Source organism: Saccharopolyspora antibiotica, assembly GCF_047200635.1.
Lineage (GTDB): Bacteria > Actinomycetota > Actinomycetes > Mycobacteriales > Pseudonocardiaceae > Saccharopolyspora_C.
Map to the genome: position 1 here is coordinate 145,837 of NZ_JBJZOI010000007.1, position 18,317 is coordinate 164,153.

At 73.5% G+C, this 18,317-nt stretch carries 13 protein-coding genes and 1 tRNA gene; 9 read left to right on the forward strand and 5 right to left on the reverse strand.

The window, feature by feature from the left end; all coding sequences use genetic code 11:
- Nucleotides 1-19 precede the first annotated feature (19 nt).
- The gene (locus ACL03H_RS07435; RefSeq protein ID WP_412810356.1) at nucleotides 20-1,219 is read left to right on the forward strand and encodes a cysteine desulfurase-like protein; all 1,200 of its coding nucleotides are present in this window, start codon (nucleotides 20-22) and stop codon (nucleotides 1,217-1,219) included.
- A gap of 101 nt (nucleotides 1,220-1,320) precedes the next feature.
- On the opposite strand, the gene ACL03H_RS07440 is transcribed toward ACL03H_RS07435, so the two are convergent.
- Nucleotides 1,321-2,301, reverse strand: a complete 981-nt coding sequence (locus ACL03H_RS07440) for an NAD(P)H-quinone oxidoreductase (protein WP_412810357.1) — start codon at nucleotides 2,299-2,301, stop codon at nucleotides 1,321-1,323.
- A gap of 139 nt (nucleotides 2,302-2,440) precedes the next feature.
- On the opposite strand from ACL03H_RS07440, the gene ACL03H_RS07445 reads away from it, so the two are divergent.
- From ACL03H_RS07445 to ACL03H_RS07455, 3 genes are all read left to right on the forward strand, one after another.
- Nucleotides 2,441-3,910 carry a M28 family metallopeptidase gene (locus ACL03H_RS07445; protein ID WP_412810358.1) on the forward strand — a complete coding sequence of 490 codons (1,470 nt, stop codon included), beginning with the start codon at nucleotides 2,441-2,443 and terminating at the stop codon, nucleotides 3,908-3,910.
- Between the two features lie 164 nt (nucleotides 3,911-4,074).
- A complete protein-coding gene (locus tag ACL03H_RS07450) occupies nucleotides 4,075-4,509 on the forward strand; it encodes a MarR family winged helix-turn-helix transcriptional regulator (protein ID WP_412810449.1) in 435 nt (144 codons plus the stop codon).
- Nucleotides 4,510-4,564: 55 nt separating this feature from the next.
- A tRNA-Ser gene (locus ACL03H_RS07455) sits at nucleotides 4,565-4,649 on the forward strand.
- A 381-nt stretch (nucleotides 4,650-5,030) separates the two neighbouring features.
- On the opposite strand, the gene ACL03H_RS07460 is transcribed toward ACL03H_RS07455, so the two are convergent.
- Together ACL03H_RS07460 and ACL03H_RS07465 are read right to left on the reverse strand one after the other, a co-directional pair.
- Nucleotides 5,031-8,363 carry a DUF4132 domain-containing protein gene (locus ACL03H_RS07460; protein WP_412810359.1) on the reverse strand — a complete coding sequence of 1,111 codons (3,333 nt, stop codon included), beginning with the start codon at nucleotides 8,361-8,363 and terminating at the stop codon, nucleotides 5,031-5,033.
- Nucleotides 8,364-8,500: 137 nt separating this feature from the next.
- On the reverse strand, nucleotides 8,501-9,256 hold the full coding sequence (locus ACL03H_RS07465) for a S1 family peptidase (protein ID WP_412810360.1): 756 nt from the start codon (nucleotides 9,254-9,256) through the stop codon (nucleotides 8,501-8,503).
- Nucleotides 9,257-10,472: 1,216 nt separating this feature from the next.
- Here ACL03H_RS07465 and ACL03H_RS07470 point away from each other — a divergent pair.
- The 3 genes from ACL03H_RS07470 to ACL03H_RS07480 all read left to right on the forward strand — a co-directional run bounded on the left by ACL03H_RS07470 (nucleotide 10,473) and on the right by ACL03H_RS07480 (nucleotide 12,668).
- Nucleotides 10,473-11,192: a L,D-transpeptidase gene (locus ACL03H_RS07470; RefSeq protein WP_412810361.1), complete on the forward strand. Its 720-nt coding sequence runs from the start codon at nucleotides 10,473-10,475 to the stop codon at nucleotides 11,190-11,192.
- Nucleotides 11,193-11,341: 149 nt separating this feature from the next.
- Nucleotides 11,342-11,851, forward strand: a complete 510-nt coding sequence (locus ACL03H_RS07475; RefSeq protein ID WP_412810362.1) for a hypothetical protein — start codon at nucleotides 11,342-11,344, stop codon at nucleotides 11,849-11,851.
- 88 nt (nucleotides 11,852-11,939) lie between these two features.
- Nucleotides 11,940-12,668, forward strand: coding sequence for a hypothetical protein (locus ACL03H_RS07480; RefSeq protein ID WP_412810363.1), 729 nt, complete (start codon nucleotides 11,940-11,942; stop codon nucleotides 12,666-12,668).
- A 308-nt stretch (nucleotides 12,669-12,976) separates the two neighbouring features.
- Here ACL03H_RS07480 and ACL03H_RS07485 read toward each other — a convergent pair whose 3' ends face one another.
- Both ACL03H_RS07485 and hisC read right to left on the reverse strand, forming a co-directional pair.
- Nucleotides 12,977-13,738, reverse strand: coding sequence for a hypothetical protein (locus ACL03H_RS07485; protein WP_412810364.1), 762 nt, complete (start codon nucleotides 13,736-13,738; stop codon nucleotides 12,977-12,979).
- A 67-nt stretch (nucleotides 13,739-13,805) separates the two neighbouring features.
- Nucleotides 13,806-14,864: a histidinol-phosphate transaminase gene (hisC, locus tag ACL03H_RS07490; RefSeq protein WP_412810365.1), complete on the reverse strand. Its 1,059-nt coding sequence runs from the start codon at nucleotides 14,862-14,864 to the stop codon at nucleotides 13,806-13,808.
- A gap of 492 nt (nucleotides 14,865-15,356) precedes the next feature.
- Between hisC and ACL03H_RS07495 the strand changes: the two genes are divergently transcribed.
- Both ACL03H_RS07495 and ACL03H_RS07500 read left to right on the forward strand, forming a co-directional pair.
- Nucleotides 15,357-16,061: a dienelactone hydrolase family protein gene (locus ACL03H_RS07495; protein ID WP_412810366.1), complete on the forward strand. Its 705-nt coding sequence runs from the start codon at nucleotides 15,357-15,359 to the stop codon at nucleotides 16,059-16,061.
- 231 nt (nucleotides 16,062-16,292) lie between these two features.
- Entirely contained in the window at nucleotides 16,293-18,278 is a 1,986-nt protein-coding gene (locus ACL03H_RS07500) for an acetoacetate--CoA ligase (protein WP_412810367.1), read from the forward strand.
- Nucleotides 18,279-18,317: the final 39 nt, after the last annotated feature.

An 18,317-nucleotide genomic window follows, 5' to 3' on the forward strand; every position in this document is an offset into this window, starting at 1 on the left:
CGCTCCGTACGGTATGACCATGGCGTTCGACGTCGCTGCTGTTCGCGGGCTGTTCCCCGCGCTCGGCGACGGCTGGGTGCACCTGGACGCCCCGGCGGGAATGCAGGTCCCCGAGCAGGTCGCCACCGCGGTCTCCACCGCGCTGCGCGCGCCCGTCTCCGGACCCGGCGGGATCTTCCCCGCCTCGCAGCGCGCCGAGGCCATCGTGGACGCAGCCCGTCGCGCACTGGCCGATCTCGTGGGTGCCGACCCCGCAGGCGTGGTGCTCGGGCCGAACTCGGCCGTGCTGCTGCAACGGCTCGCCGACGGGCTCGGCGACGGCTGGATGATCGGTGACGCGGTCGTCGTCTCCCGGCTCGACCACCCGTCGAACGTGGCGTGCTGGCAGCGCGCCGCGCAGCGCTCCGGCAGCCAGGTGCGCTGGGCCGAGGTGGACATCGAGACCTGCGAGCTGCCCGCCTGGCAGTACCAGGACCTGATCGACGAGCGCACCAAGGTGGTCGCCGTCACCGCCGCCTCCGGCGCCGTGGGCACCCGGCCGGACGTGCGCCAGATCGCCGGTACCGCCGCCGCGCACGGCGCGCTGGTCGTCGTGGACGCCTCGGCGGCGGCGCCGTTCCTGCCGCTGGACATCACCGCGCTGGGCGCCGACGTGCTCGCGCTCAACGCCTCCGCCTGGGGCGGGCCCCCGGTGGGAGCGCTGGTGTTCCGGGATCCGGCGATGATCGACCAGCTGCCCTCGGCGGCGCTGGAGCCGGGCTGGCGCGGACCGGACCGGATGGAGCTCGGACCGCACGCCTACCCGCTGCTGGCGGGCCTGGTGTCCTCGATCGACTACCTGGCGGCGCTCGACGACGCGGCTACCGGGCCGCGCCGCGAGCGGCTGCACACCTCGCTGAGCTCCGTGAAGGCGTATCAGGCCGGACTGCTGGCGAACCTCACCAACGGGCTGCGCGGGCTGGGACACGTGATGGTGATCGGCGACGCGATGCGGCGGGTGCCGTCGATGGCGTTCACCGTGAGCGGGGTGAAGGCCTCCGACGCGATCGAGCACCTCGCCGAGCAGGGCGTGTGCGCCTTCGCCGACCCCGGATCGCACGGGGTGTTCGCGGTGCTCGGCGTCGGCGAGGTCGGCGGCGCGGTCCGCGTGGGCCTCACCCACTACACCAACAGCTACGAGGTCGACCAGCTCCTCCGAGCCGTCGCGGCCCTGAGCTGACCGGTCCCCGTGCCGTGCGGCGCGCCCCTCCCCCGGTCCGCGGCGGCGCCGAGCGGAGACCGGCCCGCGCGGGGGCACCGCGCGGGCCGGTCCGCCGGAGGTCAGCTCCGGGTGAGCAGGATCTTGCCGTGGACTCCGCCCGCTTCGAGCAGGGCGTGCGCGCGGGCCGCCTCCGGCAGCGGGACGCGGTGCGCGACGATCGGACGGACCCGGCCCGCCACGACGTGCGGCCACAACCGCTCCCGCACGTCGGCGACGATCGCGGCCTTCCCGGTCGGCCCTTCCACCGGACGCCCGCGCAGCCCGAGCACCGACAGGTGCAGCCGCTTCACCAGCATCCGCCCCAGGTCCAGCTCCGCCTTGCGGCCGCCCTGCATCCCGATCACCGCGAGGTGCCCGTCCGGGGCGAGCGCGGAGAGGTTCCGGTCCAGGTAGGACGCGCCCATGTTGTCCAGCACGACGTCCGCCCCGCCGAGCCCCTTCACCACCTCGACGAAGTCCTCGTCCCGGTAGCTGATCACCGGATCCGCGCCGAGCTCGCGGCAGAACCGCAGGCTCTCCGGGCCGCCCGCGGTCGCGGCCACCCGCGCACCCAGCGCGCGCCCGATCTGGATGGCGCTGGTGCCGATGCCGCCGGAGCCGCCGTGCACCAGCAGCAGCTTCCCCTCGGTGAGCCCGCCCTCCATCACGACGTTCGACCAGACGGTGCACGAGACCTCGGCCAGGCCCGCCGCGTCCACCAGGTCCACCCCCGCCGGCACCGGCAGCAGCTGCGCCGCGGGCACGACGACCCGCTCCGCGTAGCCGCCGCCCGCCAGCAGCGCGCACACCTCGTCCCCGACCCGCCAGCCGGTGACGCCCTCACCGAGCTCGGCGATGGTGCCGGAGCACTCCAGGCCGAGGATCTCGCTGGCGCCCTTCGGCGGCGGGTAGTTCCCCTGCCGCTGCGAGAGGTCCGCGCGGTTCACGCCGGCGGCGGTGACCTCGACGAGCACCTCCCCCGGGCCCGGCCGCGGTTCGGCCTGCTCGGTCCACTCCAGCACTTCCGGGTCACCCGGCTCACGGATCGCGATGGCGTACATGCCCCGACCGTAGTCGCCGGGGAGCTTCGGCAATAACGGGAAGAACCGGACACCGTCTCGAGACCCCGGACGTCCTTGACTCGCCGGGCGCCCCTCACGAAGCTGTCCCCCACGAACTTCACCTTGGGGAGACAACCGAATGAGTGCTGTGAGTTCTGGGCGCCGCGCGACCGCCGTGTTCGCCACCTTCGCCGCCGCGCTGATCGCCGCGGCCCCCGCCTCCGCCGCGCCCGCAGACCTGGGGGATCGGGTCGACGTCGACGCCGTGCACCGGCACCTGATCGCCCTGCAGCGGATCGCCGACACCCACGACGGCAACCGCGCCTCGGGCACCGACGGCTACGAGGCCAGCGTGGACTACGTCGCGGGCCGGCTGCGCGCGGCCGGATTCGACGTGAGCACGCCGGAGTTCGACTACCAGGCCTACTTCCTGGACTCCTTCGCCCTGGACGTGGACGGCTCCCCGGTGCCCGGTGACGCGCTGGAGTACTCGCCCGCGACACCGCAGGGCGGCCTCACCGCGCCGCTCTCGGTGGCCGCCGTGGACGAGACCCCCGGCTGCGAGGCGAGCGACTTCCCCGCCGACGTGCGGGGCTCGGTGGCGCTGGTCCAGCGCGGTTCCTGCACCTTCGCGGAGAAGCAGCGGATCGCCGCCGACCTCGGCGCCGTCGGCACGATCATCTACAACAACGTCGAAGGCCCGCTGAACGGCACCCTCGGCGACCCCGCCGACGCAAAGATCCCGAGCGCGGGCGTGGACCAGGCGACCGGGCAGCAGCTCGCCGCGAAGGCCGGTGCCCCGGTGCACCTGGACGTGCGGTCCCGGCTGGAGAACGTCACCACCCGCAACGTGATCGCCCAGACCCGCAGCGGCCGCACCGACAACGTCGTGACCGCAGGCGCGCACCTGGACAGCGTCGCGGAGGGAGCGGGCATCAACGACAACGGCACCGGCTCGGCCGGGCTGCTGGAAACCGCGCTGGCCCTCGGCGGCAACCCGGGCACGCCGAACGCGGTGCGCTTCGCGTTCTGGGGCGCGGAGGAATCGGGCCTGGTCGGTTCGACGAAGTACGTGCAGGGCCTCAGCCCCGAGCAGCGGCTGGACATCGCGCTGTACCTGAACTTCGACATGATCGGCTCGCCGAACGCCGGGTACTTCGCCTACGACGGCGACGACTCGGACGGCGTCGGCGCGGGCCCCGGCCCGCACGGTTCCGGCGTCATCGAGCAGGACCTGGTCGCGGCGCTCGGCCAGCAGGGCGTGGAAGCCGAGGGGACCGACTTCGACGGGCGCTCGGACTACGGCGAGTTCATCGCGAACGGCATCCCGTCGGGCGGCCTGTTCACCGGCGGCGACGGCACGAAGACCGAGGAGCAGGCCGCGAAGTGGGGTGGCACCGCCGGGCAGACCTTCGACCCGAACTACCACACCCCGCAGGACAATCTGTCCAATGTGGACCGCGTGGCGCTGGAGCGGAACGCGAAGGCGCTGGCCACCACCATCGGGCACTACGCCCGGAGCACCGAGGGCGTCAACGGTGTGCGGCGCCCCGCCGCGACCACCGCCGTCGCCCCGCTGCCCAAGCTCGGCGACCACGACCGGATCTGAGCCCGCCGGACCGCTCGCCCCGCCCGCTCCGGGCGAGCGGTCCGCACCTCACCGAGCACCGGCCTCACCTGACCGGATGGCCCCCGAACCGGGCGAACAGGACTACCCTGCGACAGGTGATCGACGGGACCGAGGGCCGGATCCGGTGGCTCGACGAGGACGAGATGACCGCCTGGCGCTCGTACATCGAGGGCAGCGCCCTGCTGGAGAACCGGCTCAACCGGGAGCTCCAGGCCGCGCACGACCTCTCGATCTCCGACTACGAGATCCTCGTCCGCCTCGCCGAACAGCCCGAGCGGCGGCTGCGGATGAGCGAACTCGCCCGCGACGTCGCGCACTCGAAGAGCCGCATCTCGCACCAGATCCGGCGCCTGGAGCGCGCGGGCCTGGTCAACCGGCAGGAGTGCCCCGAGGACGGCCGAGGGGTCCTCGCCACCCTCACCGACCGCGGCGCCGACGCCCTCCGCGCCGCTGCCCCCACCCACCTCGCGGGAGTCCGGCTGCACCTGATCGACCTGCTGGAGCCCGCCGAGAAGCGCTTGCTGACGGCCGTCTTCGACCGCGTCCGCACCAGGCTGATCGACCCCCCTGCCCCCTGATCCGCGCCCCGCCCCGCTGTCCTCCGGCACGCGCCTCGGGCTAGGCTTCCGCCCTGGAAGCGTGGCAGAGCGGCCGAATGCACTCGCCTTGAAAGCGAGCGTCCCGAGAGGGACCGGGGGTTCGAATCCCCCCGCTTCCGCTCTCTTGACCAGCACGAACAGAGCCCGGCGAGGATGATCCCGCCGGGCTCCGTTGCGTCTGGTCTCAGTTTTAGTCTCAGTTGACGTCCGTGGACGCCTCCCGCCGTTGCGAGCCGCTCCCGACGGCGATGTCGCCGTGCACGGCACCGCCGACGTGCTGGGAGCGCTCGGCGACGGTGGGTGTTGGGCCGCCCAGGCCCGAACTCTCGGCCTCGCTAGTCGGCCCGACCGAGTTCGCCGCGCTGGCCGGACGCCGCGACCACCCCGCGCTCACCGGGCAGCCCCCCGCGCGCGGGACCCCCTCGCGGCATCGGCGGGCGCCGCGTCCCGGGGCTCGGGTGCTCATCGGGCCGAGCTCAGCGCGGCGCACGCCAGGCGTGTCACCGCTCCGCCAGTGCCGCCAGCTCGGCGAGGAGTTCCGAGGTCGTGACCGGGTCGAGTTCGGTGAAGCTGAGCGGGGTGTCGCCGGACGGGCCCCAGCTGCTCGGGTGATCGGCGAGGCCGACGAAGTCCAGGGTCTGCTCGACGGTGGGGTCGATGTTGCCCAGCCGGAAGCCCTCCGACGGGCCGATCACGAGCCACCTGTTCTTCCCGACCCGCTTCGCCAGGTGAGGCTGGATCCCCGCGAACATCGGCTCGTCCCGCTCCCAGCCGTGCCGCTCCAGGCCGAGCAGAGCGGCGGTCGGCACGGTGAGCTTCTCGAAGCGCGGCAACCGATCGCCCGCCGCCTCCCGCTCGGTGAGCCGGTGCACGACGCGGCCGAGCTGCGGGAAGGGCTGCGCGATGCCGTGCGCGTCGAACCGCTCGGCCCACGCCGCCAGGTCGTCGCCGAGGTGCAGCGGGTGCGCCAATCGCACCGAGGCGTCGCCGGGCAGCGCGAACTCCTCGTCCCGGACGTCGGCGAAGGAACCGTCCGCCGCCACCCGGAACGCCGTCGCGGGCCCCTCCCCAGGGGACCGGAGCCACACGAGCCGGCGAGCCAGCCGCCGCAGCAGCACGTGGGCGAGGAACAGCTGCCGGAACTCGTCCACCGTCCAGGTGCGTCCCTCGACCATCGCGGACTCCAGCCGGCGGGTCTGGTCGGCGGCCGTGTTCCGCACGTCCCGCTTCAGCGCCGTGAAGCGCTTGCGCTCGGCGGGTGCCAGCTCCGGGTCGTCGTGGGCGCCCGGCTTGGGCAGGTCCTTGCGGCGCTTGCCGTCCTCGTCCAGGACGTACGGGCGCAGCTGCTCGTCGAAGCCCGCCGTGAAGCTCCGGGATCCGTAGTCCACGGCGGTCGTGCCGTCGGCCTCCAGGTCGAACTCCGGCACCAGCCGGTCCGCCAGCTGCTCGGCGGTCAGGCCGCGATCGACCGCCACCTGCTCGATCTTCTCCTCGGCGCGGGTCCGGAGCCCCTTGAACCGCACCTTCCGGGCCACACCGTGCAGCTGCGCGAGGGCCGCGTCGCTGCCGAGCACCGCCAGCACGTCCAGGCCCTCCACCGCCCGCTTGTGCGCGCCCTCGCCCGGCCACTCGCGCAGGACCGCCGCCAGCCTGCTCGCCGTGTCGTCGTCGCCGAGCCAGCCGAGCGCGTGCAGCGTCCAGCTGTTCGCTGGCGGCATCCCGTCGAGCCGCCAGTGCTCGAACAGGGCCCAGGCGAACTCGGCCAGCGACTCGGGATCGCACGCCTCCCGTGCCGCGTCGACCCCCGGGTAGACCGCGTCGGGGCGGGAGACGGCCAGCATCGTCAGCAGGTGGCACACCGATCGGACGGGCAGCGCCGAGTCCCGTCCGCGCAACAGCACCGGCGGCAGCGACCGGGGGTTCACCCAGTCCGCGGGCGTCGGGATCACGGGAGGCAGCGCCAGTTCCAGGGCTTCGTCCGACAGCAGGTGGCGGACGACCTCGACCACTTCCGGCCCGTGGACCGAGGCCGCGTCGAGGACGACGTCCGAACCGCTCGCGGCGGCGATGGTCCGCAGCGCGTGCTCGGCGGCGCGGCGGGCCGCGCCCACCGGTCCGGCGGCGTCGGGCACCAGCAGCGCGACGGCTTCCGGTCCGTGCCGGGAGAACCAGGCCCGGCTGGTGGCCGCGACGGACTTGAGACGCACCAGCCAGTCGGCCATCAACCGCGCGACCTCCCGCTGGCGGAAGGGCAGCAGCAACCCGCCCGCGACAGCCGGCTCCCGCTTCGCCGCGTACAGCAGCGGCGGCAGCGCGTCCGCCTCCCACCGGGCGGCCACCGGCCGCAGCTCCTCCTCGATCCCCCAGATGTACCCGGGCTTCCACTGCGCCAGCAACGGCCGGTAGGCGTCCGGGCCGTCGGAGAACAGGGCGACCAGGTGGAAGGGATCGAGCTCGGTCAAGCGCTCGCGCAGATCGGAGACGTCGGGCCGCTCCGAGGGCCGCTGCCACCGCTCGGGGTTCTCAGCCGCCCAGGCCTCGCGCTCGCCCGGCAGCCAGCGCACCTCGGCCTCGTCCCCGACGGTGAGCCCGTCGACGATCAGCGGCGGCGTCCCCGTCCTCCCCTCCGTCCACGGTGGACTCACGAGCAACCGGGGCAGCGCCTCGGCGGACGCCTCGGCGGGCGGTTCCAGCAACCCCCGCACCACCTCGGCCGCCCGGGACGGGAGCTCCGCCCACCGCGCCCGCAGCAGCTCGCGGTGCGCGAGCACGTGCTCGCGGAGCAGCTGGTGCAGCAGGTGGGCGTTGCGACCGCGCCCGTGCGCGGCCCGGAGGGCCAGCAGACGGGCCGCGCGCACCGGGTACCGGCGGATCGCGTCCAGCAGTGCGGGCCGCGCGTGCTTGTCGTCCGCGTGCGAGGCCAGCAGCTCGAACGCCTCGTCCGTCGGCAGTTCGACCAGGATCTCCGCCAGCTGCGCGGAATCCCCGCGAGAGGGCGTGCGGTTGCGCCAGACCTCCGCGATGAGCGCCGCGACGGCCGGGCCGACGCCCTCGGCGATGGTGGCCGTGGTGTGGAGCGTGCCGTCGAAGGCGACCGCGCCGCCTTCCCGCAGCAGCGCACGCAGCTGCGCTTCGTCCCGCAGCGATTCGAGCAGCATCGCGCGCACGACGCGGTCCTGCCGACCGCTCTCCCCCGGATCCGCGCAGCACTCCGCGAGCCAATCGGTCTCGGCGGGGACCATGTAGGACACCACGATGCGGCTGCGCGCCCCGCCGCGGTGCTCGGCCAGGGCGTCCACCACCTCGCGGTACTCGTGCGCGCTGGCCATCGACAGCCGCGTCCGGACCCGGTCGGCGGCGCCCCGGCGCAACCACAGCCCCGGCGCGGGGCCGCCCTCGGGCAGCACCGCGAGCCGGGTCAGCTCGCCGTCCTCGCGCCGCAGGTCGAGCCCGAACAGCTCCACCGCGACGCGGGCCGCGAAGGCCTGCCCGTGCCGCAGGTCCCAGGCGTCGGCGACCTCCTCGTAGAGCACCTTCCCGCGATCGGTCACCGCGGCCAGGATCGCGGCGCCGAGCGGATCGGCCTGCCCGTCCAGGTAACGGCGCGCGGCCGCCACCAGCTCGGGATCGACGTCCACATCGGACCAGTCCTGCGCCGCCGCCAGCGCGACCCGCCGGTCCCAGCTGTCGAGCGCCGCTCCGTGCGGCGAGTGCTGGTACTGGGGAAGGCCGCCCCAGCGCGGGCGGAGCCGAAGCTGCCAGGATTCGGGCATCGTGAAGGAGTTCTCGTCCGGCCCCACGACGTTCCCCGCGTCCTCGTCAACATCCCGCACGACCGCTCCTCCAGATCGGCGCCGGTCTCGGCGCGCACCCGCCCGCGAGCCGGGCGCTGCGGGCCACGGTAGATCGGGGCACCGACAACTCCCGGCGATCGCGCGGCGACCTGCGGTCCCGGGCGCCGGCCGGGGCATCAACCCGCCGTGGTGCGCTCGATCCAGTCCCGGTGCGCGGTCAGGTCGGTGTAGATGCCGGGTCCGGTGGCGCACGCCGGGTCGGCGTCCCCGTCGCGGCTGGTCGCCCCGATCAACCGCCACTCCCCCGGGCGCCCCGTGATCTGCGGCCCGCCGGAGTCCAGGATGCAGGCCTGCGCGTCCTCGGTGGGGCTGTCGGTGCACAGCTCGTTGCCGGGGTCGTAGTTCTCGCCGCACCTGTCGTCGGCGACGAGCTCGGTGTCCAGCTCCTGCAAGGTGATCGGCGGGTGCGGGCACTCGCTGCCGTCCTCGCAGGTCATCCCCCACCCGAGGATCCGGCTCGCGGTGCCCGCCGGTCCGGGTTCCGCGGCGATCTCGACGGGCGGCACGTCCACCGCGTGATCCAGCCGCAACACCGCCACGTCGTCGTGGAACGGCTCGTAGGAGAACTCCGGGTGCGCGATCACCTCGGTGACCCCGGCCTCCACGCCCTTCGTGCGGTCGTGATCGCCGATCCGCACCGAGAGCTGCCCGGGCTCAACGCCCACCGTGCAGTGCCCCGCCGTCACGATCCAGTCCGGCTTGATCAGGGATGCCCCGCAGTAGTGGTGGCCGTCCTTCCGCAGGCTCACCATGAAGGGGTATTCCGCGGTGGCGTCGTGGCCACCGATGATCGCCGAGGCCGGCGACGCCACCGCAGCGGTGAGCGCGATCGCTCCTGCCGCCGCGCCCAACGCGGTCCCGATCTTGACCATCCGATTCCTCCAGAGAACGTCCTTGATCCGGTCGCTGGTCAAGCTACGAGCGGTGCCCGGGGCGGGAGATCCATCGAGCGGGCAGCGCGGGGTACGACCTCGGGCCAAGGGCCGCTCGGCCGTCCGGCCGACCACGCGCGACACCTCGTTCCGCGAGGAATCAGCACCGCCCGGGCCGAGGAATCGGGAACGCGCGGAATCCGTTTTCAGAAAGCGGTTCGACGAGCGGGAAACGACGGGAAATCCCTCGAAGCGAAAAGGCGAGCACGTCGGCGATCGGTGACGCCCGAATCCTCGAACGCGAGGCGGCGATGCGCGCGTTCCGGTTCGGCGGCGCCACTCGCGCGCCCGGCCGCTCGGTTTCCGGAGCTCAGCGGCGGAGAAGTCCGCGGGGTGCGCGGCCGCGGAGGCGTGGAGCGCGGCGAGATCCCACGGCGCGGCCGCACCGGGATCGCCCCCGGGACGCCGCCTTCCGCGCTGGTGGCGCACCGGAACTCCCGGTCCCGCGACCACGCGGAGCGCGGGCCCGGCGGCCCGCCCGCACCACCGAGCCGGTCGCGCTGGCGCGCGCTCCGCCTTCGCGCCTCCGCGCCCAGGGCACCCCGTGCGCAGGAGCCGGCCGCCCGGGCCTGCCCTCCGCGCCCGCGGAGCGCTCCGGAGGTCCCTCCCGGCGGACTCCCGCTCACACGTCCGCGCTTCCGGAACGCACTGATCCGACTCCCGCTAGATCGCCGAATTTCGAAGCGGAAATAGCTATTCTCAAACCTGCCGGACACCACTCCAAAGGGTGAATTAAGCAACCTTATCGTGTGACAACCGATGCCCGCCCCCACTGCAATTCCCGCCGGAATCGCCGGTTTTCGCTGTTCAGAGGGCAGATTGACGCCCTCGCGATGGCACACCTGCGCGTGGCATCGCGTTTGGACGGTTCTTCCCCGTGGGTTAGCGTCCGGCAGGCACCTGATCGGCGGTACCCCGGCTACGGCGTTGCTCCGATCGGCCTTTCCCCGAATGCGGCAAGTGGCATTCCTTTCAACACCCGAACCGGCACGCCCGGATCAGGAACCGAGGAAGAGGCATGGCAGCGCGATCCCGATCCGCACGCATCGTCCCGGCTCGACGCCGGGCGATCGGCAGTGCGCGGACGTCGCTGCTGGCCGGCGGGCTCGCAGCACTGCTCGCCGGATGCGGAGGGGGTGCGCCACCAGCTGCTCCGGTGGCGCACCCCGCCGCGACTCCGCCGCCCGCTGCCGGGCAGGCCGATCGCGTCGACCTCACCGGTCTTCCGGAGGCGACCACCTTCGGCGACCTCGACGGTGCCGTGCCCGATCCCGATCCGCGGGGAGGCACCGACGGCGTCGTGCTGCGGATCGACCAGGACGTCGGCGTGCACGACGCCCCCGGCGGCACCGCGTTCGCGCGGCTGCCCGCCGCCCAGCTCGGCAACCCGACCTGGGTCCCGGTGCTCGCCCGCCGGGGCGAGTGGGCACAGGTGCTGCTGCCCTCCCGCCCGAACAGCGGGACCGGGTGGATCCGCGTCCGCCCCACCGATCCGGTCAGCCAGGCCCGCACGCCCTACCGGATCGACGTCGACGTGGACGCGCGGCGGCTCGTGGTGTGGCAGGGCGAGCAGGAGATCGGGAGCTGGACCGTGGGGGTCGGCAAGGAGCAATCGCCAACCCCGCGCGGCCGGACCTACCTGATGGCCGCGATCGAGGAGACGGTGACGGAGTTCAGCCCGATCATCCTTCCCCTCGGCACGCACTCCGAGACCTTCAACAGCTACGGAGGCGGGCCGGGCACCGTCGCCTTGCACGGCTGGCCCACCGCGGACGTGTTCGGCAAGGCAGCCAGCGACGGATGCGTCCGGGTCCCACCCGACGCATTACAGCTGCTGAGCACGCTGCCACTGGGAACGATCGTGTCGCTGCACTGATGGCGAACGGTGGCGCTCAGCACGTGGTGGGAAAGCGGCGGGAACCGGGCTCCTGACGGGCACCGCCGAGACGAACCCGGCAACCGGACGACGTTCGGCGGCCCCGGGCTCACAGCAACCCCGGAAATCGACACGAAGGAAGTGCGACAGTGCACAAGAAGGCACGCTTCGCGGGAGTCATCACGGCCACCGCCGGCCTCTTGCTGGCAGGCGCCCCCGCGTTCGCCGACAGCGCGGACAACGACGGGGTCAACGTCGGCAACGACAACAACATCAGCCTGGTTCCGATCCAGCTGTGCGGCAACAACGTCGCCGTCGTCGGGGCCGTCGTCCCCGTGCTATCTCCGCAGACCAGCGAGTGCGTCAACGCGCCGGTCGTCGACCACCCGTCGCACAAGCCGGAGAAGCCCGAGCACCACAAGCCGGAGAAGCCCGAGCACCCCAAGCCCGAGCACCCCGGGCACGGTGGGGGCGGCGAGCACGGTGGCGGTGGCGAACACGGTGAGGGTGGTGAGGGCGGTGAGGGCGGCGGCCCCGGTGGCGGTCCCGGTGGCGGTCCCGCTCCGGCGCCGAGCGCGCCCCAGCAGGTCTCGCCGGCGGAGCTGCCCGCCGCGCCGAGCCCGGTGGCCGTGGCCGGCCACGCGGCCGTGACCGGCTGACCGGAATCCACCGAATTCCGCACCGCGCCCGCACCCCGTTCGACCCTCGCTGTGGTCGGCGGGGTGCGGGCACGTGCACAGTGGGGTCATGTTGATCCGCATCCCCACGCCCGGGGACGTACTCGGAATGGCCCGATCCACGGTCGGCTGGGCGGTGGAATCCGCTACCGCCGTCGCCAGCGCACCGGCCCGGGTGCTGGGCATGGTGGACGGCGTCGAGACCTTGCTCGCCAGGGTGAACTCCCTTGTCGACGGCGCGGAGGAGCTGCTGCTGCGCACCGGACGCACCATCGACGAGGTCGAGGAGGTGCTGCGGGAGGCCAAGGCCGCCGCCGCGGAGGCCTCCCGCACCGTCGAGACCGCCGGAGCCATCTCGGCCGACGCCCGCGCCTTGGTCGACGCGGCGGGCTCGGTGAGCGACACCGCCGCGAGCACCGTCGTCGAGGTCCGCAAGACCGCCGCGATGGCCGACGAGCTGCTCGCCACCTACGAGCCCGTCGCCCGCAAGGCCGCACCGATGGCGCAGCTGTTCGTCGACGAGCTCTCGCAGAAGGAGGTCGACGCGGCGATCCGCCTGGTCGACGAACTCCCGGTGCTCACCGAACACGTGCTCTCCGACGTGCTGCCCATCCTGCGCACCCTGGACAAGGTCGGCCCGGAGATCCACGAGCTGCTCGAGGTCACCCACGACGTGCGCCGGGCCATCATCGGCATCCCCGGTTTCCAGTTCTTCCGGCGACGCGGCGGTGAGCGCGTCTCCGAGGAGGACGACGGCGCCCGGCAGGCGTCGGCCGACGAGGTCAAGTCGCTCGGGTGAGCCCGGCTCGGGGCGGTTCGGCGAGACCGGTGCGCCTGGCACCGAACCGGCGGGATCTTCCACTCGAACGAGCGATCATGGCTGCTGCGCTCGGCGGGTTTTCCCGTCGCACGGCTAGATTCTCGTGCGCGTGGTTCGCCACGCGGGCGGTGTGGTCGCCCCGGTCCGACCAGCGGTCACTCCTCGCGGGGTGTCCGGCGGAGTACTCCCCCTCTCTCCGCCGGGCATCACCGCTCCTTCCGGAAAACCCCGTCGCCGCAGGGTTTTCCGCGTTCCTCCGGCCGGTTCTCCCGGCACGGCAACGGGATTCAGCCCAGCAGCTCGGCCGTGAGACCGGTGATCCGCTCCGCGGCGGCCGCCCAGCTCGTGCCCGGCGGGTGCAGGGTGCAGACCACGACGACCAGCAGCCGACCGTCCCGCCGGATCAGGCCGGTGGTGTGCATCGCGGGACTCTCCAGGTCGATCCGCTCGTCCGGGATCTTCTCCGCTGGCGGCCCCGGCTCCGGCTCCGGTTCGGCGGGGCCGCGCCCGAATCCGGACCAGCCCTGCTTGAGCGCGACCGGTTCGGCTCCGGCGGCGGGCAGGCCGAAGGACTGGTCGAAGCCGTCGGTCGCGATCACCTCGTAGCGGCGCAGGTTCGCCAGCACGTAGTCCCCGGGGGCTCCGGCGCCGAGCAGGTGGCGGTAGGTGCGGACCTGGTCCTCGGCGGTGAGCGGAACGTAGCCCCACATGTCCGGGTCCCGGGGCGGCTCGGTTCCGGTGAGGCCGATCTCGGCGGCCGCGCGCCGCACGATCGCCTCCCGCCCGCCGCGATCCCACAACTCGCTCGCCGCGGCGTCGTCGCTCCCCCGCAGCATCGGTTCCAGCAGCGCGCGATCGGCCGCGGTTGGCTCGCCGCGGCGGCGCAGGTGGTCCAGGGCGATGAGCGGCTTCACCAGGGATGCGGAGCGGAAGGCGTGCCGCGCGTCGTGCCCGCGCAGCACCTCGCCGGTCGCGGCGTCCGCCAGCAACCGCGCAGTGCGCGGGCCGCTGCCGGAACCGCGCTCGTCCGCTCCCCGATCCGCTGTCATCGCCCGCCCCCGTCCCGTTCCACCGGACCGGACGGTAGCAACGGGGCGGGCCCCGGATCGAGCGCCGTCAGCCGTTCAGCGGGAAGGACTTGGCGGCCGCGAGCAGGGCGTCGTTCTCGGTGGTGTCGCCGACCGTGATCCGCACCCCGGAACCGGCGAAGGCGCGCACCACGACGCGCTCGTCGAGGCAGTGCTCGCTGAATTCCAGGGCGCGGTCCGCCAGCGGCAGCCACACGAAGTTGGCCTGCGTCTCGGGCACCTCGTAGCCGAGGGCGAGCAGCTCGTCCCGGACCCGGACCCGCTCGCGCGCGACGGCGGCGCAGCGGGTGCGCAGCTCGTCCTGCGCGTCGAGGGAGGCCAGCGCGGCGACCTGGCCGACGGCGTTGACGCTGAACGGGACGGACACCTTGCGCAGCGCCTCCGCCACGTGCGCCGGGCCGACCGCGTAGCCGATGCGCATCCCCGCGAGGCCGTAGGCCTTGGAGAAGGTGCGCAGCACGAGCACGTTGTCGTAGCGGCCGGCGAGGCCGACCCCGTCCGGCACCTCGGGGTCGGTGACGAACTCGCGGTAGGCCTCGTCGAGCACCACGAGCACGTCCTCGCGCACCGAGTCGAGGAAGCGCTCCAGCTCGGCGCGCCGCACGGCGGGGCCGGTCGGGTTGTTCGGAGTGCACACGAAGACCAGGCGGGTCTCCGGGGTGATCGCGGCGGCCATCGCGTCGAGGTCCAGGGCGTGCCCGGCGGTCAGCGGCACCCGGATCTGGGTGGCTCCCACGATCTGAGTCATGATCGGGTAGGCCTCGAAGGAACGCCAGGGGAAGACCACGGCGTCCTCGGCGGTGCAGGTGATCTGGACCAGCTGCTCGCACAGCGCCACGGACCCGCAGCCGATGGCGATGCGGTTCCGGTCCACGTCGAGGCGGGTGGCCAGCGCGTCGGTGAGCAGCCCGGCGCCGATGTCCGGGTACCGGTGCACGTCGGCGGCCGCGCGCCCGATGGCCTCCGGGACACCGGGCAGCGGCCCGGCGGAGACCTCGTTGCTGGCGAGCTTCAGCGAGCCCGCCACCGTGCGCCCGGCGACGTAGGCGGGCAGCTGGTCGAGATCGGCGCGGATGCGGACGGTCATGCACGGCTCCCTTGTCGCTCGGGCGGTACCGCGTCCCACCTGCGGACACCGCCTGACCACTGTAGAACTGCCTGCTCCCGGGACCCGGACGGCGGGCCCCAGAATCCCTGCGGTCGAGCCCGAGCGGACCGGGCCGCGGCCCCCGCGCGGCACCCCTCGGACTGCTCCCGGCGACGACGGCCCCCGTCGGGCCGGTGCACGGACGAGCGGGCGCCGCAGAGCCGATCGAGTGTGATGCCGCCCACTCATCACGGTCGGGAGGTGCGGCGGCGGCAGCGCTGGGCGCGCGGGCCGCCGGGCCCGGCATGATCGCGATGATCCGGCATCACCGCACGTGACGCGGCCGTCACCGCGCGCGGCCCGCGCCGTCGACCCGCCCCGGAGGGAGCCCGGCGCGGGTCACTCGATGATCGCGACCGTGCGTCAACCGCGCTCCGCCATCCGGTTGATCACGTTGACTGCTGTTCACCCATCCCTGATTACCTGAACGGCATGACCGAAACCCGGACCGAGACGCTCGCGCTGACGGATGGCACGGAGCTGCGCCTGACCGTGGCCGAGCCGGAGAACGTCGTGCGCGGCGGGCTGGTGGTGCTGCACGAGGCGCGCGGCGTGACCCCCCGGGTGCGCGCGCTGGTCGACGGCCTCGCCGACGAGGGCTGGCTGACCGTGGCACCGCACCTCTACCACCGCGAGGGCGCCGACGAGTTCTCCGACGACCACGCCGAGGACCAGGTGATCGACCACGTCCAGCGGCTCTCGGGCGAGTCGATCCTGGCCGACTCCGACGCCGCCTTCGTCTGGCTGGCCGACCAGGGGGTGCCGGACGATCGCCAGGGCGTGATCGGCTTCGACATCGGGGGCTCGGCCGCGCTGGTGGTGGCGGCCAGCCGCAGCCTGGGCGCGGCGGTGACCGTGGGCGGTGGCGGGATCCTCAGCCCGCTGTCGGACGGTCTGCCCGCCCTCGTCGAGATCGCCGGGGAGCTCGCCGGCCCGTGGCTGGGCATCTACAGCGAACTGGACACCCGCATCCCCACCGCCGAGGTGGAGAAGCTGCGGGAGGCCGCCGCGACCGCCCCGGTGGCCACCGACGTGGTGCACTTCCCCCGCAGCGAGCACCGCTTCGACACCGACCTGGACGCGGCCGCGGAGGCCTGGCAGCGCGCCCGCAACTGGTTCGACACCCACCTGCGCTGACCGTCCTGAGGGGGAAGCCGGCTGCCGCTGGGACGACGGTGCTTCCGCGGCCGCCCCGGCGCGGCACCGAGTTCGCCGATAGCTCTCCCCGCACGCGCGCGCACAGCGCGCAGTGAGTTGCGCACAGGCTGTGGACAACTCATCCACAGCCTGTGGGCGGCGCCGCGAGGGCGGTCGCGGTGATCGGTCCGGCTATGGCGCGGCACCGGTGTCGTGGGTTAGGAAAAACCCATGACATCGAGCACCGACGCCGGTCAGCCCGAACTCCTCTGGCAGCCCACCCCGGAACAGGTGGCGGCGACCCGCATCGCGGAGTTCCGCGAGTGGCTGCGCGCTGAGCGGGGCCTGGAGCTGCCGGACTACCGCGCCCTCCAGGAGTGGTCGGTCTCGGACCTGTCCGGGTTCTGGGGTGCCGTGGCGGACTTCTTCGAGGTGGCCTTCCACGAGCGCCCGCAGCGGGTGCTGGAGGCCGAGGTGATGCCCGGTGCGCGGTGGTTCCCCGGCGCGACGTTGAACTACGCCGAGCACGCGCTGCGCTCCGGCCCCGGGAAGGCGGACGGGGATCCCGCGGTGGTGTTCGCCCGCGAGGACGGGGTCGGCGCGGAACTGGACTTCGGCGAGCTGCGCGCCCGGGTGGCCGCGATGCGCGCGGCGTTCGCCGAGCTCGGCGTCGGCCGCGGCGATCGGGTGGCGGCGCTGGCGCCGAACTGCCCGGAGGCGCTGATCGCCTTCCTCGCGGCGGCCAGCCTCGGCGCCACCTGGTCGTCCTGCTCGCCGGACTTCGGGGTGCGGGCGGTCGCCGACCGCTTCGTGCAGATCGAGCCGACGGTGCTGGTGGCGGTGGACGGTTACGTTTACGGCGGCCGCACCTTCGACATCCGCTCCACCCTGGAGGAGCTGCGCGCGCAGCTGCCGAACCTCGCGGCGACGGTGCTCGTGGACTACGTCGGCGCGGGTGGTCTCGCCGGCGCGCACGACTGGTCCGGGTTGCTGGAGCGGCACCGCGGCGCGGAGCTCGCCTTCGAGCCGGTGCCGTTCGATCACCCGCTGTGGGTGCTGTACTCCTCCGGCACCACCGGGCTCCCGAAGGGGATCGTGCACGGCCACGGCGGGATGGTCCTCGAACAGCTCAAGGCCATCGGCCTGCACGCCGACCTCGGGCCGGGTGACACGTTCTTCTGGTTCACCACCACCGGCTGGATGATGTGGAACTTCCTGGTCGGCGGGCTGCTCACCGGCGCCCGGCTGCTGCTGTTCGACGGCAGCCCCGGATACCCGTCGCTGTCCGCGCTGTGGGAGCTGGCCGAGCGGTACCGGGTCACCTACTTCGGCACCTCGGCACCGTTCGTGCAGAGCTGCTTGAAGAAGGAGCTGCGCCCCGCCGAGTCCTTCGACCTGGGTGCGCTGCGCACCCTCGGTTCGACCGGGTCCCCGCTGAGCGCGGACGGGTTCCGCTGGATCGCCGAGCACGTCGGCGCCGACGTGCAGATCGCCAGCGTCTCCGGGGGAACCGACCTGTGCACCGCGATCGTCGGTGCCGCCCCCGACGTGCCGGTGTGGCTGGGCGAGATCTCCTGCCCGCTGCTCGGCGCGGCGGTCGAGTCCTACTCCGAGGACGGCACCCCGCTGCACGGCGAGGTCGGCGAACTGGTGCTCACCAAGCCGATGCCGACGATGCCGGTCTTCTTCTGGAACGACCCCGACGGCTCCCGGCTGCGCGAGGCGTACTTCGACACCTACCCGGGGATCTGGCGCCACGGCGACTGGATCGAGATCACCGAGCGGGGCAGCCTGGTGATCCACGGCCGCAGCGACTCGACGCTGAACCGGGGCGGGATCCGGATGGGCACCGCCGAGTTCTACCGCGTCGTCGAGGCGCTGGACGAGGTCGCGGATTCGCTCGTCATCGACACCTCCGGGGCGAGCGGTGAGGGCGAGCTGCTGTGCTTCCTGGTCCTGTCGCCGGGGGCGCGACTGGACGACCTCGAGCCGGAGCTGCGCGGTCGCCTGCGCGACCAGCTCTCGCCCCGGCACGTGCCGAACCGCTTCCTGCTCATCGACGAGGTCCCGCAGACCCTCAACGGCAAGAAGCTGGAGGTGCCGGTGAAGAAGATCCTCGCCGGGGCCGACCCGGACCGCGCCGTCAGCCGCGACGCGCTCCGCAACCCGGCGGCGCTGAACCCGTTCGTGCAGCTCGCGCGGGGTTCGGACGGCTGATCTAGATCAAAACGACCCCCCTGCTCCGGGGCTGATGCG